19 protein-coding genes are annotated in these 15,932 nt (G+C 72.7%); 7 read left to right on the top strand and 12 right to left on the bottom strand.

Annotated features, from left to right (window positions below; genetic code table 11):
* Positions 1 to 200 precede the first annotated feature (200 nt).
* The 3 genes from ACZ42X_RS19480 to lnt are packed head-to-tail and all read left to right on the top strand — an operon-like array spanning position 201 to position 2,664.
* Positions 201 to 416 (top strand): hypothetical protein, encoded by a 216-nt coding sequence (locus tag ACZ42X_RS19480; protein WP_073755598.1) that lies wholly within the window; start codon positions 201 to 203, stop codon positions 414 to 416.
* 49 nt (positions 417 to 465) lie between these two features.
* Positions 466 to 924, top strand: coding sequence for a nuclear transport factor 2 family protein (locus ACZ42X_RS19475; RefSeq protein WP_468291293.1), 459 nt, complete (start codon positions 466 to 468; stop codon positions 922 to 924).
* A 57-nt stretch (positions 925 to 981) separates the two neighbouring features.
* Complete coding sequence (gene lnt, locus ACZ42X_RS19470) at positions 982 to 2,664, top strand: apolipoprotein N-acyltransferase (protein ID WP_468291290.1); 1,683 nt, start codon at positions 982 to 984, stop codon at positions 2,662 to 2,664.
* Here lnt and ACZ42X_RS19465 read toward each other — a convergent pair.
* Together ACZ42X_RS19465 and ACZ42X_RS19460 are read right to left on the bottom strand one after the other, a co-directional pair.
* On the bottom strand, positions 2,585 to 3,493 hold the full coding sequence (locus ACZ42X_RS19465) for a Gfo/Idh/MocA family protein (protein WP_468291287.1): 909 nt from the start codon (positions 3,491 to 3,493) through the stop codon (positions 2,585 to 2,587). The genes lnt and ACZ42X_RS19465 overlap by 80 nt on opposite strands.
* Positions 3,465 to 4,757, bottom strand: a complete 1,293-nt coding sequence (locus ACZ42X_RS19460) for an FAD-dependent monooxygenase (RefSeq protein WP_468291285.1) — start codon at positions 4,755 to 4,757, stop codon at positions 3,465 to 3,467. The genes ACZ42X_RS19465 and ACZ42X_RS19460 overlap by 29 nt, the downstream gene beginning before the upstream one ends.
* A 93-nt stretch (positions 4,758 to 4,850) precedes the next feature.
* On the opposite strand from ACZ42X_RS19460, the gene ACZ42X_RS19455 reads away from it, so the two are divergent.
* From ACZ42X_RS19455 to ACZ42X_RS19445, 3 genes are all read left to right on the top strand, one after another.
* Positions 4,851 to 5,462, top strand: coding sequence for a TetR/AcrR family transcriptional regulator (locus ACZ42X_RS19455; RefSeq protein ID WP_468291282.1), 612 nt, complete (start codon positions 4,851 to 4,853; stop codon positions 5,460 to 5,462).
* Between the two features lie 31 nt (positions 5,463 to 5,493).
* The gene (locus ACZ42X_RS19450) at positions 5,494 to 6,036 is read left to right on the top strand and encodes a DinB family protein (RefSeq protein ID WP_468291279.1); all 543 of its coding nucleotides are present in this window, start codon (positions 5,494 to 5,496) and stop codon (positions 6,034 to 6,036) included.
* A gap of 92 nt (positions 6,037 to 6,128) precedes the next feature.
* On the top strand, positions 6,129 to 6,632 hold the full coding sequence (locus ACZ42X_RS19445) for a hypothetical protein (protein ID WP_468291277.1): 504 nt from the start codon (positions 6,129 to 6,131) through the stop codon (positions 6,630 to 6,632).
* Between the two features lie 76 nt (positions 6,633 to 6,708).
* Here ACZ42X_RS19445 and ACZ42X_RS19440 read toward each other — a convergent pair whose 3' ends face one another.
* From ACZ42X_RS19440 to ACZ42X_RS19410, 7 genes are all read right to left on the bottom strand, one after another.
* Positions 6,709 to 7,185 (bottom strand): hypothetical protein, encoded by a 477-nt coding sequence (locus ACZ42X_RS19440; protein WP_468292396.1) that lies wholly within the window; start codon positions 7,183 to 7,185, stop codon positions 6,709 to 6,711.
* A gap of 163 nt (positions 7,186 to 7,348) precedes the next feature.
* The gene (locus ACZ42X_RS19435) at positions 7,349 to 8,035 is read right to left on the bottom strand and encodes a uracil-DNA glycosylase (RefSeq protein WP_468291274.1); all 687 of its coding nucleotides are present in this window, start codon (positions 8,033 to 8,035) and stop codon (positions 7,349 to 7,351) included.
* Positions 8,036 to 8,192: 157 nt separating this feature from the next.
* The gene (locus ACZ42X_RS19430; RefSeq protein ID WP_468291271.1) at positions 8,193 to 9,767 is read right to left on the bottom strand and encodes an ABC transporter substrate-binding protein; all 1,575 of its coding nucleotides are present in this window, start codon (positions 9,765 to 9,767) and stop codon (positions 8,193 to 8,195) included.
* 116 nt (positions 9,768 to 9,883) lie between these two features.
* Complete coding sequence (locus ACZ42X_RS19425; protein ID WP_468291269.1) at positions 9,884 to 10,651, bottom strand: SDR family oxidoreductase; 768 nt, start codon at positions 10,649 to 10,651, stop codon at positions 9,884 to 9,886.
* Positions 10,652 to 10,665: 14 nt separating this feature from the next.
* Positions 10,666 to 11,427, bottom strand: a complete 762-nt coding sequence (gene fabG / locus ACZ42X_RS19420) for a 3-oxoacyl-ACP reductase FabG (RefSeq protein WP_468291266.1) — start codon at positions 11,425 to 11,427, stop codon at positions 10,666 to 10,668.
* A 174-nt stretch (positions 11,428 to 11,601) separates the two neighbouring features.
* Positions 11,602 to 11,985 (bottom strand): DUF3037 domain-containing protein, encoded by a 384-nt coding sequence (locus tag ACZ42X_RS19415; protein WP_361420651.1) that lies wholly within the window; start codon positions 11,983 to 11,985, stop codon positions 11,602 to 11,604.
* Positions 11,982 to 12,830, bottom strand: a complete 849-nt coding sequence (locus ACZ42X_RS19410) for a HipA family kinase (protein ID WP_468292393.1) — start codon at positions 12,828 to 12,830, stop codon at positions 11,982 to 11,984. The genes ACZ42X_RS19415 and ACZ42X_RS19410 overlap by 4 nt, the downstream gene beginning before the upstream one ends.
* Positions 12,831 to 13,045: 215 nt before the next feature.
* Here ACZ42X_RS19410 and ACZ42X_RS19405 point away from each other — a divergent pair, with 215 nt between their 5' ends.
* Positions 13,046 to 13,204: a DoxX family protein gene (locus tag ACZ42X_RS19405; protein WP_468291263.1), complete on the top strand. Its 159-nt coding sequence runs from the start codon at positions 13,046 to 13,048 to the stop codon at positions 13,202 to 13,204.
* A 67-nt stretch (positions 13,205 to 13,271) separates the two neighbouring features.
* Here ACZ42X_RS19405 and metF read toward each other — a convergent pair whose 3' ends face one another.
* The 3 genes from metF to metK form a co-directional block, all read right to left on the bottom strand.
* Positions 13,272 to 14,120, bottom strand: coding sequence for a methylenetetrahydrofolate reductase [NAD(P)H] (gene metF, locus ACZ42X_RS19400; protein WP_468291261.1), 849 nt, complete (start codon positions 14,118 to 14,120; stop codon positions 13,272 to 13,274).
* Positions 14,117 to 15,136: a carbohydrate kinase family protein gene (locus ACZ42X_RS19395; protein ID WP_468291258.1), complete on the bottom strand. Its 1,020-nt coding sequence runs from the start codon at positions 15,134 to 15,136 to the stop codon at positions 14,117 to 14,119. The genes metF and ACZ42X_RS19395 overlap by 4 nt, the downstream gene beginning before the upstream one ends.
* 1 nt (position 15,137) lies before the next feature.
* The coding region (gene metK / locus ACZ42X_RS19390) for a methionine adenosyltransferase (RefSeq protein ID WP_468291255.1) at positions 15,138 to 15,932 on the bottom strand (795 nt) is incomplete at its 5' end.

Below are 15,932 nucleotides of genomic sequence, written 5' to 3'. Positions count from 1 at the left end.
GGGCCGCCGGCAGGGGGGGGTGACCGGCGGCCCGTGGCCCGGGTCCTCCGGCCCGAACACGCAGGAGCAGCGTCCCGCGCGCAGCGGTACGGGCGCCAGGGCATGCGCCGCATATATGCAGGCATTTCCTTCACACCCCGTGTGAAGAAACCCTCTGCCGGACGGGTGCGATCATGTGCCGCCGGGCGCACCCTGGTCCCATGGCCTGGCAGGCACCCATCGTCGTGCACCGCCCCTCCCCCGGCGGCGGGCGGCGCGTCACCATCCGCGGACAGATCGTCGGGCTCGCGCACAACGACGCGGACCTGATCGAGTTCCTGCGGCGCGCCGGGCTCGACGAGGCGGACATCTCGCTGGACGACCCCCACCTGGTGGAGTGGCGCGGCGGGCGCGCGCACCACTGGGAGGCGGCGTGAGCCGTGCGGCGCTCTTGGCGCGGGGGCCCGGCTGCTCGACACTGACCGAATGACACAGCGCGCGGATCTCGCGACCGTGATGGACCGCCTGGCCATCGACGAGGTGATCACCGGGTACGCGGTGGCCCTGGACGACGCCGACTGGCCCGGCTACCGGGAGCTCTTCACCCCGGACGGGCGGGCGGACTACCGGGGCGCCGGCGGGATCGAGGGCGCGGCGGCCGAGGTCGCCGACTGGCTGGCGGGGACACCGCGGCTGCGCCCGGTGCGCCAGCACCTCCTGGTCAACCGCCGGGTGCGGATCGAGGACCTGGGCGGCTATCCGGGCGACAGCGCCGACGCGCTGGCCGACTACCTCGCCCCCCTGCCGCTGGACTCGGGGGACGACGCCCTCGCGGGCGGGCGGTACAGCTTCTCCCTGGCGCGTACGGAGGCGGGCTGGCGGCTGCGTTCGGTGGTGGTGCGCGAGACGTGGCGACGCGCCGGAGGCCCGCTGTCGGCGGGCTGACCGTCTCGCGGGCACGTTCACGCACACTGGAGGCGTCACTCCGAGGGAGGCGCGGGTATGCGGATGCGCGGGCTGCGGATCCCGACCGGCCGACGGGCTCCGGTCGGCCGGGAGGTTCCGGCCGACCGACCGATTCCGACCGGCCTGGCGGGTCCGACCGGCCGGCAGGACGCTCTCGGGCGGGTGCTCACCTCGCCCCGGTGGCGCGCTGCCGTCGCGGTCGCGGCCGGGGCGCTGCCCGCGCTGGCCTTCCCGGCCCCGGCCCTCTGGTGGTTCGCGTACGTGGCGCTGGTGCCGTGGATGCTGCTGATCCGTACGGCGCCGACCGGGAGGCGCGCGGCGCTGGACGGCTGGCTCGGCGGGCTGGGGTTCATGATCGCCGTGCACCACTGGCTGATGCCGAGCCTCCATGTGTTCATCGTGGTGCTGGCCGGGCTGCTGGGGCTGCTGTGGGCGCCGTGGGGCTGGCTGGTGCGGCTGATGCTGGCCCGTACGCCGTCGCGGGGGCGGGCGGCCGCCGCGTTCGCCGTCGTACCGTCCGGGTGGCTGATGGTGGAGCTGGTGCGGTCGTGGGAGGGGCTCGGGGGTCCGTGGGGGCTGCTGGGCGCGAGCCAGTGGCAGGTGGACGCCGCGTTGCGGGTGGCGTCGCTCGGCGGGGTATGGCTGGTGAGCCTGCTCGTGGTGGCGGTCAATACGGCGGTGACCGTACTGGTGGCGGTTCCCTCCGTCCGTGCGGTGGCGGTGGCCGGGGTCACCGTGTGCGCGCTGACCATGGGTTCGGCGTGGCTGTGGGTGCGGTCGCCACAGCCGACCGGCGAGGTGCGGGTCGCAGTGGTGCAGCCGGGCGTGATCAACGGCGTCGGCGGCGCCGAGCGGCGGGTGGCGCGCGGCGAGGAGCTCACGCGCGAGCTGGCCGGACGCGACGTGGACCTGGTGGTGTGGGGCGAGAGCAGCGTCGGCGCGGACCTGGCGGCGCGGCCGGACCTGGCGCGGCGGCTCGCGGCGCTGTCCCGGGAGGTCGGGGCGGAGGTGCTGGTCAATGTGGACGCGCGCCGCTCGGACGTGCCCGGCATCTACAAGAGCAGTGTGCTGATCGGCCCGCAGGGCCCGACCGGCGACCGCTACGACAAGATGCGGCTGGTGCCCTTCGGCGAGTACGTCCCGTTCCGCTCGGCGCTGGGCTGGGCGACGTCGGTCGGCAAGGCGGCGGCCGAGGACCGCAGGCGCGGCGAGCGCCCGGTGGTGATGGCCGTCGGGGACGACGGGCTGCGGCTCGGCCCGCTGGTCTGCTTCGAGTCGGCGTTCCCCGACATGAGCCGGCACCTGGCCCGCGGGGGCGCCCAATTGCTGGTGGCCCAGTCGGCGACGTCGACGTTCCAGGACAGCTGGGCGCCCGGGCAGCACGCCTCGCTGGCGGCGCTGCGGGCGGCGGAGACGGGGCGGCCGATGGTGCACGCGACGCTCACCGGCGTGAGCGCGGTGTACGGCGCCGACGGTGACCGGATCGGCGCCCCGCTGGGCACCGAGCGCAGCGCGTCGGCGGTGTACGACATCCCGCTGACGGACGCGACGACGCCGTACGCGCGCCTCGGCGACTGGCCGGTGTACGCCGCCCTCGCGGTGCTGGCCGGGCTGTGCGCCGCCGAGGCCGCGGGGTCGTTCAGGCGGCGGCCTGGGCCAGGGCGTCCCGTACCACCCGCTCGCACAGTTCGTGCGTCCGCAGGGCGTCCTGGGCGCTGAGGGTCTTGCCCGCCGCCACGGCGTCGAGGAAGGCGCCGACGACCTGCTCGATGCCGCGCTGGCGGGCGACGGACACCCAGTCGCCGCGGCGCCGGACGGTGGGCTGGCCCTTGTGGTCGATGACGTCGGCGAGGTTGAGGACCTGCCGCTTGGTGTCCTGGCCGGAGACCTCGAGGATCTCCTCGGTGGAGCCGCTCATCCGGTTCATCACGCCGATGGCGGTGAAGCCCTCGCCGGACAGCTGGAGCACGACGTGGTGCATGAGCCCGTCGCGGATCCGGGCGCGTACGTCGACGTGGTCGGCCGGCCCGGGCAGCAGGAAGCGGAGGGTGTCGACGACGTGGATGAAGTCGTCGAGGACGAGGGTGCGCGGGTCCTCCGGGAGCCCGACGCGGTTCTTCTGCAGGAGGATCAGGTCGCGCGGGTGATCGGCGCACTGCGCGTAGCCGGGCGCGTAGCGGCGGTTGAAGCCGACGGCGAGGCTCACGCCGCGCCGCTCGGCGAGGTCCACCAGGCGGCGCGAGTCCTCGATCTCGTACGCGAGCGGCTTGTCGACGTACGTGGGAACGCCGGCCTCCAGCAGCCGCGTGACGATCTCGGCGTGGACGTCGGTCGGCGCGTGCACGAACGCGGCGTCGAGTCCGGCGGCGAGGAGGGAGTCCAGATCGGCGTGACGGCGGTCGGCGGGGACGTGGTACGCCTCCGCGACGCCGGCGAGGGTGGCCGGGGTGCGGGTCTGGAGGTGCAGTTCGAGCCCGGGGCGGGTGGCGAGGACGGGCAGGTAGGCCTTCCGCGCGATGTCACCGAGGCCGATGCAGCCGATCTTCACGGGGGTCTCCCTGTCGATGTGCGTGGCGGTCCTGACTGTCCTGACGGTCGTCCCGGTGATCGTATGCCGGGGCCGGTTCCGCGTGGCACGGGGGGCGCCAGTCCGCTAGGGAGTCGAAGGAGCGCAGCGCGAGGCCCGGGGCCGCCCCGGCGAGCGTCATGAGGGCGTCGCGCAGGAGGACCGCGGGCGCGGCCGTGCGCGTGTGCAGGCGCGCGACGCGGGCGGCGGTGCGCACGACGGCCGTGGTGCGGGGCAGGCGGTCGGCGGAGTACGCCGCGAGTCCGGCGTCCGTGGCGCGCCGGGGCGGGAGGTGGTGGGCGAGCACGATCGCGTCCTCGATCGCCTGGTTGCCGCCCTGGCCGAGGGTCGGCGCCATCGGGTGGGCGGCGTCGCCGAGGAGAGCGGTACGGCCGCGGTGGAAGGCGGGCAGCGGGGCGGTGAGGTGCCGGATGTCGTGGCGCAGGATCCCGTCGTCGTCGGCGGCGGCCAGGATCGCGGGGATGGGGTCGTGCCAGTCGCCGTAGCGGCGCAGCAGCTCGGCCCGCTCGCCGCCGAGGGCCTTCCCGCCGGCGGGGGCGACGGCGGCCGCGTACGCGTAGATCCGGCCGTCCTTGAGCGGCTGGGTGCCCCACAGGGCGCCGCGGCCCCAGCTCTCGTGGGGGTGGAAGGGACGGGCGGGCGCCGGGACGAGCAGGCGCCAACTGGTGAGGCCCGTGTACACGGGGGCGGGGTGGGACGGGAACAGGGCGGTGCGGACCGCCGAGTTGATGCCGTCCGCGCCGACGACGAGGTCGGCCTCGACGTCGCCGTGCGGGGTGGTGACGACGGCGGGGCGGCCGTCCGCGGTGCCGCCCGGCTCGGCGAGCGTCGCGGGAGCGGCACAGCGCACCGCGCCGTCGGGCAGGCGGGAGGCGAGCAGGTCGACGAGCGTGGCCCGGGGCAGCACCACGAGCGGCCAGCCGAAGCGCTCCGCGGCGGCCCGGGCGTTCGTACGGGCGAGCCAGCGGCCGCGCGCGGTGCGCAGGCCGCCGTCGCCCTGCCAGGCGGCCAGGGCCCGGACGTCGTCGCCGAGGCCGAGGGTGTCGAGGGCCCGCAGGGAGTTGGGGGCCAGGCTGATGGCGGCGCCGACGGGCCTCAGCGAGGCGGCGCGTTCCAGGACGGTGACGCGCCAGCCGCGCCGGTGCAGGGCGACGGCGGCGGTGAGCCCGCCGATGCCGCTGCCGATGACGACGGCGTGGGGGGTGGTGGGCGGGTTGGTGTCCATGGCTCCTCCGGTGGTCCGGGCGGGCGGCACTACACCTGTAGTGCCACGCACCGAACCGTACTACAGGTGTAGTGGGGGCGGTAGGTTGTCCGTATGACCGCACGCGCCGAACTGATCGCCGACGCCGCCCTCGCCCTCCTCGCCGAACGGGGCATGCGCGGCCTGACCCACCGCGCGGTGGACGAGCGCGCGGGCCTGCCGCAAGGCTCGACGTCCAACCACGCTCGTACGCGGCAGGCCCTGCTGGAGGCGGCGGTGCGGCGGCTGGCGGACCGCGAGGCGCAGGTGATCGGCCCGGAGGAGCTCGGCGCGGTGGGGGGTGCCGACGCGCTCGGCGCGCGGGACAGGGGCGGCGCCGACGCGCTCGGCGCCCTGCTCGACCTGCTCGCCCTGGCGCTGCACCGCTACCTCACCGACCACGGCGATCTCCTCGTCGCCCGCTACGAGCTCGCCCTGGAGGCGACACGGCGGCCCGAGTTGCGGGCCTTCTACGACGAGACCGGCCGACGGTTCCGGGAGCCGCTGACCGCGCTGATGCGGGCGGCCGGGTCCACCGAACCCGAGCGTCACGCCCTGTCGCTGGTGGCGTGGTGCGAGGGGCTGATGTTCTCCTGCGCCGTGGGCGCGTACCACTCCGCCGTGCCCGGCCGGGAGGAACTGCGGAACGGCTTCGCGGAGTTGCTGCGCGGCATGATCGACCGATAACCGCTCGCTACGCGGCCCGGGGTCGGCGAGGATGCCGGACATGACGACAACCGAACAACCCGCACGGGACCCGCGCCTCGGGCCCTCAGGACTCGCCGGCGAGCGCGAGATGCTGGAGGGCTGGCTGGAGTACCACCGGGCGACCCTGGCGAAGAAGTGCCAGGGCCTGGACGACAAGCAGGTGCGGGAGCGGTCCGTCCCGCCGTCCGACCTGTCCCTCCTCGGACTCGTACGGCACATGGCCGAGGTCGAACGCGCCTGGTTCCGCCGGACCCTGATCGGCGAGGACGCCGCACCGATCTACTACACCGAGGAAGACCGCGACCGGGACTTCCACGCCTCCGAGGACGACACCTGGGAGGAGGCGTACGCGACCTGGCAGGCGGAGATCGCGCGGGCCCGCGACATCGCCGCCGCGCACGGTCTCGACGACGTGGCGGTGCGCCCGGACCGGCGCAGCGGGGAGCCCTTCAACCTGCGCTGGATCTACACGCACATGATCGAGGAGTACGCGCGCCACAACGGCCACGCCGACCTGCTGCGCGAGCGCGTCGACGGCGCGACCGGCGACTGAGCGCGTCGCCCGCACGGCGGGCTGTCACCCGTGCGGATCAACAACCGCGCGTAGCCGTCCCGAACGGGCCCCGGAACCACCAGAGTTACGGCGTGCAACGAACGAGAACCACCGCGAAGATCCTGGCCGCCGTGGCGATGGCCGCCGTCTCCGGTTGCGTGGCGGTCGAGCCGCACCCCGATTCCGCGCCGGCCGCGCCGGAGGCGAGCCACCCGGCGTCGCGGGGCGCGGCGCCGCAGATCGTCGAGGGCCCGGCGCGCGAAGCGCTGGAGGCCGCGCTGCCCTCACCGCGGGCCGCTCCGACCCGGCCCCCGTCCGCCGCGCAGGACCGGCGGAAGCCGGGCGGCGGCGCGGGGCCCGGGGGCGCGGGGTCCGGCGGCGCGCACCGCGACGACCGCCCGCCGCGCCGGACGCCGCGTGCACCGGGCGTCCCGGACGCGGACGAGCTGCGCGCGCGACTCCCCACGTTCCGGACCCCGGTCCGGCCCTCCCTGCCCGTCCACGTGCCGGACGTCTGCGCCCTCGGCGAGGACTACGGCGGCTGGCAGCGCAGCAGCCAGGAAGCCCGCGCCTGCCGGGAGGCCTACGGCCACTGACCGCCGGGCGCCGGGGCCCCCGGCGCGCGGGCGCGGGCGCGCGCTCAGTGTCCGCGCGCCTCAGTGTCTGCCTGCCTCACTGTCCGCGCAGCCGCCGGTCCAGCCGCTCGATGGCCGCGCGGACGCCGCTGCCGTACCCGCCGGCGTCCAGGGCCTCCGAAGCCGCGCGGGCGCGGTCGAGATGGGCCCGGGCGGCGTCCGGGCGGTGCAGCTTCAGGTAGTCGGCGGCGAGGTTGAGGTGGAGCGAGGGGTACAGCGCCCGCAGCGCCACGGCGGCGGCGTAGCGGGCGGGCGGCTCCCCTTCGGCGCCGCCCCGGATCTCGGCCCCGCCCTCGATCGTGACCTCGCCCTCGGCCGCGCTGAGCGCCCGCAGGTCCCAGGCCAGCTCGTCGTCGGGGTCGTCCTGGGCGTCGGCCAGGCAGTGCGCGAGCGTGCAGCGCTGGAGGGGGTCGCCGTCCGCGCCGATCTGCTCCCACAGCGCGGCGAGGCGGTTGCGGGCCTCCTCGCGGTCCCCGCCGTGGAGCAGCATCGTCGCCTGCCCGATCCTGGTCATGACGGCGTCGTCCGGCGCCGCCTCCTCCTGCTCCTGCTGCTCACGCACTGCGGCCTCCGCTCGTCGGTCCTGCCTCCGACGCTAGCGGCGGGCGTACGGCGAGCCCGGGAAGCGGGGCCCGCAAGCCCCGGGCCACCGCACGCGTCGTGCCGACGGCAGCGCCTCAGCCGCCCAGGTTCGGGAGGCGCCAGTCGATCGGGTCGTGGCCCTGCGCCTTGACCGCCTCGTCGATCTGCGTGAACGGACGGGAGCCGAAGAACTTCTTCGCGGAGAGCGGCGAGGGGTGGGCGCCCTTGATGACCACGTGCTGCGTCTCGTCGATCAGCGGCAGCTTCTTCTGGGCGTAGTTGCCCCACAGGACGAAGACCGCCGGGTCGGGCCGGGAGGCGACGGCGCTGATCACCGCGTCCGTGAACTTCTCCCAGCCCTTGCCCTTGTGGGAGTTGGCCTCGCCGCCCCGCACCGTCAGGACGGCGTTGAGCAGCAGGACGCCCTGCCGGGCCCACGGCATGAGGTAGCCGTTGTCCGGCACCGGGTGGCCGAGCTCCTCGTGCATCTCCTTGAAGATGTTCCGCAGGGAGGGCGGGGTCTTGACGCCGGGCCGCACGGAGAAGCACAGCCCGTGCCCCTGCCCCTCCCCGTGGTACGGGTCCTGGCCCAGGACGAGGACCTTGACCTGGTCGTACGGGGTGGCCTCGAGGGCGGCGAACACCTGGTCGTGCGGCGGGTGGACCGGCCCCTTGGCCCGCTCCTCCTCGACGAACTCGGCGAGCAGCTTGAAGTACGGCTTCTCCAGCTCGTCGCCGAGGACGCCGCGCCAGGACTCGGGCAGCGTGTAGGTGTCGGTCACGTCAACAACCTCCGGTGTGTGATCGTCTTACGTGACAGAAACTACCGGCCACCACTGACAACCGGCCCTCCGCCTCCCACCGGCTCTCCCCCACCGGCCTCGCCTACCAGCCGGCCTTCACCTACCAGCTGGCCTTCACCTACCAGCCGGCCTTCACCTACCAGCTGGCCTTCCGCTCCAGCTCCCACATCTGCATGACGGTCTGCGGGTCGAGGGCCCGCTCGCCGCCCGCGATCTCCTCCGTCGCCGCCACGTACAGCTTGCCCTGCCACAGCGGCAGCAGGCGCACGTCCTCGGCGAGGATCTCCTGCGCCCTCTCGAACTGCTTGGAGACCGCCGCACGGTCGCTCTGCCGGCGCGACAGCAGCAGCTGCTCGATGATCTCGGGGCGCTCGTATGGCGTGGAGTGGACGTTGTCCTTGCCGACGAAGGGCGCGACGAAGTTGTCCGGGTCCGGGAAGTCCGGGGACCAGCCGCGGCCGAAGACCGGGTACTGCCCCTTCTGGTAGCCCGCCTGGAACTCCTTCCAGGCCTTGCTCTTCAGCGTGATCTTGAAGAGGCCCGACGCCTCGAGCTGCCGCTTGAGCTCCGCGAACTCCAGAGCGGTGGCGGAGCCATAGCGGTCGGTGATGAACCAGAAGGTCAGCTCCACCGGTGCGTCGATGTTCGCGTCGCGGAGGATCTCCTCCGCCTTGTCGACGTCCGGCTCGCCGAACCGGTCGAAGAACTCGGTGGTGTGCCCGGCGATGCCCTTCGGGACCATGGAGTACAGCGGCTCGGCGGTGCCCTGGTAGACCTTGCCGACCAGCGCCTCGCGGTCGACGACCTGGGCGATGGCCTGCCGTACCGCGGGCTTGGAGACGGAGGGGTCCTCGGCGTTGAAGACGAGGTAGCGGATGTCCGCGCCGGTCGCCTCGACCAGCTGGAGGCCCTCGTTGGCGGGCTTCCTCTCCCGCAGGTCGACGACCTCCTCCGCGGTCAGACCGCGGTACGTGGCGTCGATCTCCTTCTTCTTCAGCGCGTCGACCATCGCCTCCGATTCCGCGAAGTAGCGGATGGTGACGCCATCGTTCTTACGGTTGGCGAAGCCCTTGTAGTTCGGGTTCTTCGACAACTCGGCCTTGACGCGCTCTTCGTAGGAGTCGAGGACATACGGGCCCGAACCGGTCAGCTTGCCGTCCTCGCGGAGCCTGTCCGCGGGGTATTCCTCCGGGTCGACGATCGACATCGCGGGGGTGGCGAGGATGAACGGGAACGTCGCGTCCGGTTCCTTCAGGTGGAAGACGACGGTGGAGTCGCCGTTCGTCGCGACGCGGTCGAGCGAGCCGAGAAGGCCGCTGGGGCCGCCCTTCACGTTGATCGTCCGGATACGGTCGATCGAATGCTTCACGGCCTGCGCGTCGAGCTTGCCGCCGTCGGAGAACGTCAACCCGTCCTTGAGGTCGCACTGGAAGACCTTGCTGGACGCGTCGGTGAACTTGCACTCGGCGGCGTCGGGCTGCGGAGTCGTGCTACCGGTGGGGAAACTCAGCAGCGTCTGGAAGACATTCCGGTACAACTCCCATGAATTGTCCCAAGCGGCTGCGGGATCGAGCGTGGTGGGGGCGCTCGTCGTACCGACAACGATCTTGTTCTGCCCGTCGGTCTCGCCATCGGAGAAGAGGCCACAGCCCGCCAGCAGAGATATGGACGCAAGGGCTGCAGCGGCCTGCAGGCTGGTCCGGTTGAACACGTGCACGCTCCTCGTTCAGCCATGGGTCGGCCGACCATACCGCAGCGCCCCGCCCGGTCAATGCGCAGGCCCGGCGGGGCGCTTGGCTGGCAACACTCAATCGGGAACAATCCGGCTCAGCCGACTCCGGCATTCAGGAAAATTCCCCCGTCGACGACGAGTGTCTGGCCGGTGATCCAGTCCGACTGGCCGGAGGTGAGGAATGCGGCGGCACCCCCGATATCCGCCGGGACGCCGAGCCGGCCGAGCGGATAACCGGCCGTGACCTCCTCCTCCCTCCCCTCGTAGAGGGCGGAGGCGAATTTCGTCTTCACGACCGCGGGGGCGATCGCATTGACCCGGACGACCGGAGCGAATTCATGGGCGAGCTGCAAGGTCAGATTGACCATGGCCGCCTTGCTCATGCCGTACGCGCCGACGAAAGGCGAGGCGGTGAGACCGGCGACGGACGCGATGTTCACGATCGCACCGCCGTGGTCCTTCTGCCATGCCTTCCAGGTCTGCTGCGCGAAGCCGAGCGCGGAGATCACATTGGTCTCGTAGACCTTGCGGACCACGTTCAGGTCGAGCTCGGCCATCGGGCCGAAGACCGGGTTCGTACCGGCGTTGTTGATCAGGAAGTCGACGCGGCCGAAGGCCTCCATCGTGCGCTCCACCGCGAGCGCCTGGTGCGCCTCGTCGTGGGCCTTGCCGGCGACGGCGATCACCCGGTCGGCGCCCAGCCGCTCGGCGGCCTCCTTGAGGGCCTCCTCGCCGCGCCCGGTGATGCACACGCGGTCGCCGCGGGCGACGAGCGCCTCCGCGACGCCGTATCCGATGCCGCGGCTGGCGCCCGTGACGAGGGCGACCTTTCCGGACGGCTCGGGCAGTTCCTGTGCGGTCATGTCCGTGACCTTCCTTAGTTGAGCGGGCCGCCGGCCACGTACAGGACCTGGCCGGAGACGAAGCCGGCGTCGTCGCCCGTGAAGAAGGCGATCGCATTCGCGACGTCCTCCGGCCTGCCGACCCGCTGCACCGGGATCTGGGTGGCCGCGGCGGCCTGGAAGTCCTCGAAACCCATGCCCACGCGGGCGGCGGTCTGCGCGGTCATCTCGGTGACGATGAAACCGGGTGCCACGGCGTTGGCGGTGATGCCGAACTTGCCGAGCTCCTTGGCGAGGGTCTTGGTGAAGCCCTGCAGGCCCGCCTTGACGGCGGCGTAGTTGGCCTGGCCGCGGTTGCCGAGCGCGGAGGACGAGGAGAGGCTGACGATGCGGCCGAAGCCGGCGTCGACCATGTGCTTCTGGCACGCCTTGGCCATCAGGAACGCACCCTTCAGGTGCACGTTCACGACCGTGTCCCAGTCGGACTCGCTCATCTTGAAGAGCAGGTTGTCGCGGAGCACGCCCGCGTTGTTGACGAGGATCGTCGGCGCCCCGAGCTCGTCGGCGACGCGCGCGACGGCCGCCTCCACCTGGGCGCTGTCGGAGACGTCGCACCCGACGGCGATGGCCTTGCCGCCCGCCGCGGTGATCTTCTCGACGGTGTCCTTGCACGCGGCCTCGTCGAGGTCGAGTACGGCGACGGCGCGGCCCTCGGCGGCCAGCCGGACGGCGGTGGCGGCGCCAATGCCCCGCGCGGCCCCGGTGACGACGGCTACGCGCTGCTCGGTGGTGGACATGCTGGTTCTCCTCGCCCTTGGATCCCTGGGATGCGGCCGCCCGCCCCCTGACACGTCCTTGCCGGTGAGCGACCGCTTAGTACCTTCAGCAGACGAGACGCTAGAAGCCCTGGCACCCGGTGTCAACGGCCCACCGGGTGCCCCCGGTCACGTGGCGAGCGCCGGACCCGGCTCTCAGCGCACCAGCAGGTCGAGCAGCCGCTCGGCCTCCGCCTCCGGATCGGTGGTCAGACCGGTGTGGACGGGGCCCGGTTGGACCACCGTGGAGCGCGGCGCGATCAGCCACCTGAAGCGCCGTCCGGCGTCGTCGCCCGCCGCCTGTCCGGCGTGCTCGCCGCCCTGGCAGACGCCCTCCACGGCGCGCAGGGCGGCCCGTACGCCCACCACGTCGGCGTGCGGGTCCAGGGCCGTCAGCTTGGCCTCGTCGAGGTGCGTACGGGCGCACACGAAGGACTTGGCGCGGCAGTAGACCACCACGCCCGCGTTGAAGCACTCGCCGCGCTCGACGCGCGGTACGACGCGCAGCAGCGCGTACTCGAAGACGTCCCGGTCGGTCACGTGGTGCTGTCCTTCGTGCGGTCCTGCTTGGAGGGGGGAGCCAGCCGTTCGGCGAGCCAGCCGGGGGCCCGCGAGGGTCCCGGTTCGGTCCGCTCGCCGATGGTGATCCGTTCGTGGATGGTCGCCGTGCGCGACAGGAGCGTCTCCACATAGGCGCGGCGCAGCGCGTCGGCGGTCGCGAACCCCGGCTCGTCCAGGAGCCATTCGTCGGGTACGTCGGCGGCGACCTCGGTCAGCAGCTCCTCGGTGACCAGCGGCGCCAACTCGGCCGCCGCGGTGGCCACGTCCGGGCCGAACGTGGCCAGGACGTGGTCGGAGGCGTCGTACGGCTTGGCGGCGGAGGCGGCTGCGCCCGGCCAGTTGTGGTGCCAGATCATGGTGGCGCCGTGGTCGATGAGCCAGGGTTCGCCGTGCCAGACGAGCATGTTGGGGTTGCGCCAGGAGCGGTCGACGTTGTTGACCAGCGCGTCGAACCAGACGACCCGGCCCGCCTCCACGGGGCCCATCGCGTAGGCGAGCGGGTCGAACCCGATGGAGCCCGGCAGGTAGTCCATGCCCAGGTTCAGCCCGCCGCTCGCCTTGAGCAGCTCCTGCACCTCCTGGTCGGGCTCGGCGAGTCCGATGACCGGGTCCAGCTGAATGGCGACCAACTCCGGCACCCGCAGCCCGAGCCGCCGGGCCAGCTGCCCGCACACGACCTCGGCGACCAGGGTCTTGCGGCCCTGCCCGGCGCCGGTGAACTTCATGACGTACGTACCGAGATCGTCGGCCTCGACGATCCCGGGGAGCGAGCCGCCCTCACGCAAAGGCGTGATGTAGCGGGTCGCGACGACCTCTTCCAGCACTTCCCAGGCCACCAATCTTTTCAGCCTTATGATGCACGGACGACTTCTCCGGGGCGCAGGGGCGGGAATCACCGGTCGACGACGCTGGGGAGAATCCGGGAGGTTTCGGCCGGCGAGCCGGTCACCCCGCTCCCCCAGCAGACCGTCGATGGTGCCGCGCCCCTTACTGCCGGCCTCCGGCATGAAGTGAGCATAGTAACCGAGGGTGATCGCCGGTGAGCAGCGTCCTTTCCGGATCGGCGTGGAACCTTCTGACGATCGACTGGATCGAAGCCCAGTTGGATCACCTCGGATACCCGGACTACTTCGCCTATGTACTGGGCGTGTGTCAGTTCGGCGCGGCCGTGACGATCGTCGTGCCCGGTTCCGGCTGATCAAGGAATGGGCCTACGCGGGCATCCTTTTCACCGGCAGCGGACCTTCGGTAGACCGTCTGCGCGGTCACCTCACCGCCGGGGACCGGACACCGCGGTGGATGTCGAGGGCCGCCGTGGAGTGGTTCAGGGTGATGTAGTGCAGCCCGGGGGCGCCTTCGGCGAGGAGCCGTTCGGCCATCGCGGTGGCGTGGTCGACGCCGATGCGGTGGGCGAGGGCGGGATCGTCGCGCGCCGCCTCCAGGCGGTGGGCGAGGGCCTCGGGGAAGGAGGCGTTGCTGAGCTCGGCGAAGCGCCGGATACGGCGGACGTCCGTGGCGGGCATGATCGCGGGGATGATCGGCGTCTCGCAGCCCGCCGCCGTCACGCGGTCGCGCAGCCGCAGGTAGTGCTCGACGTGGAAGAACATCTGGGTGATGGCGTAGTCGGCGCCTGCTCGGCACTTGGCCACGAAGTGGCGTACGTCGCTGTCCCAGTCGGCCGAGCGCGGGTGGCGTTCGGGGAAGGCGGCCACACCGATCCGGAAGTCCCCGAGCGAGCGTACGAGTTCGACGAGTTGGTAGGCGTGGCTGAAGCCGTACGGATGGGGCGTCCAGGGGCCGCGGGGATCACCCGGCGGGTCACCGCGCAGGACCAGTACGTCCCGGATGCCCGCGTCGGCGTACTGGCCGATCACGCGCCGCAGCTCACCCACCGAGTGGCCGACGGCCGTGAGGTGGGCGACCGGGCGCAGCGTCGTCTCGGCGGCGATGCGCCGGGTGACCTCGATGGTGCGGTCCCGGGAGGACCCGCCCGCGCCGTAGGTGACGGAGACGAAGTCCGGGGAGAGTGCCTCCACCCGGCGAATCGCCTCCCACAGAGTGCGCAGGCCGGCCGTGGTCCTGGGCGGGAAGAACTCGAACGAGAAGGTCGTCATGAGACCACCGCTCGCGCCGGCCTCGCCGTGCCGGGGCCGGCCGTCAGGTGGGGGGCGAGCACGCCGGCCGCCGCGGGCCCGTACGTCCGTGTGATCCGGGCGAGCAGGACGTCGCCGTCGAGGACGTGGCACTGGGCTCCGGTGGACTCCAGCACGGTCGCGGCCACGGCGCAGCCGAGCCGGCCCGCGCTTTCCTGGCCCAGCCCCCATGACAGGGCCGCGAGGTAGCCGGCGCGGAAGCCGTCACCGACGCCCGTCGGCTCGGCGGGGCCCTCGGCCGGCACGGCCGGGATGTGCAGGGGTGGGGTGGCGCCGGCCCGCTGGACGCGGGCGCCGTCGGACCCGAGGGTGGTGACCCAGGTGCCGACCCGGTTGAGCAGTTGCCGCTCGGTCCAGCCGGTGCGCTGCTGGACGAGCGCGGACTCGTACTCGTTGGTGAACAGGATGGCCGCGCCGTCGACCAGGGCGCGTACGTCGTCGCGTTCCATGCGGGCCAACTGCTGGGAGGGGTCGGCCAGGTACGGCACGCCCAGGGCGCGGCTGTCGAGCGTGTGGCGCACCATGGCCCGTGGGTCGTTGGGGGAGACGAGCACGGCGTCGAGGCCGCCGACCCGGTCGTGCACGGCACCGAGGTCGATGGTCCGGGCCTCCGACATGGCGCCCGCGTAGAAGGAGCCGATCTGGTTCTGATCCGCGTCGGTGGTGCACACGAAGCGTGCCGTGTGGTGTTCGGCGGAGACGTGCACCGAGGCGGTGTCGACGCCGTGCTCCTTGAGCCACACCTGGTAGTCGGCGAAGTCGGCGCCCACGGCGCCCACCAGGTACGGCGTCAGGCCGAGGCCGCCCATGCCGAAGGCGATGTTGGCGGCGGCGCCGCCCCGCCGGATCTCCAACTCCTCGACGAGGAAGGAGAGGGACACCTTGTCGAGGCTGTCGGCGATCAGCTGCTCCGCGAATCGGCCCCGGAAGGTCATCAGGTGATCGGTCGCGATGGACCCCGTGACGGCGATGCGCACCTCAGACCCCCGCGGCCGTGCGCAGGGCGTCGACGCGGTCTGTGCGCTCCCAGGTGAAGTCGGGGAGCTCGCGGCCGAAGTGGCCGTAGGCGGCCGTCTGGGAGTAGATCGGGCGCAGCAGGTCGAGGTCGCGGATGATGGCGGCCGGGCGGAGGTCGAAGACCTCGGCGATGGCGGTCTCGATCTTCTCGACGTCGACCTTGGCGGTGCCGAAGGTCTCGACGAAGAGGCCGACGGGCTCGGCCTTGCCGATGGCGTAGGCGACCTGGACCTCGCAGCGGGAGGCCAGGCCGGCCGCCACGACGTTCTTGGCGACCCAGCGCATGGCGTAGGCGGCCGAGCGGTCGACCTTGGACGGGTCCTTGCCGGAGAAGGCACCGCCGCCGTGACGGGCCATGCCGCCGTAGGTGTCGATGATGATCTTGCGGCCGGTCAGGCCGGCATCACCCATCGGGCCGCCGATCTCGAAGCGGCCGGTCGGGTTCACCAGCAGACGGTAACCCTCGGTCTCCAGCTTGATGCCGTCGTCCAGGAGCTGCTTGAGCACGTGCTCGACGACGAACTCGCGGATGTCGGGCGCGAGCAGCGACTCCAGGTCGATGTCGGAGGCATGCTGCGAGGAGACCACGACCGTGTCCAGGCGCACCGCCTTGTCACCGTCGTACTCGATGGTCACCTGGGTCTTACCGTCGGGGCGCAGATAGGGGATGGTCCCGTTCTTGCGGACCTCGGTCAGACGGCGGGAGAGCCGGTGGGCGAGGTGGATCGGCAGCGGCATCAGCTCCGGCGTCTCGTC

The organism is Streptomyces sp. NPDC030862 (assembly GCF_055571835.1).
The sequence above is the reverse complement of the archived record's forward strand: the minus strand, read 5'-3'. Positions and strand labels throughout refer to the sequence as shown.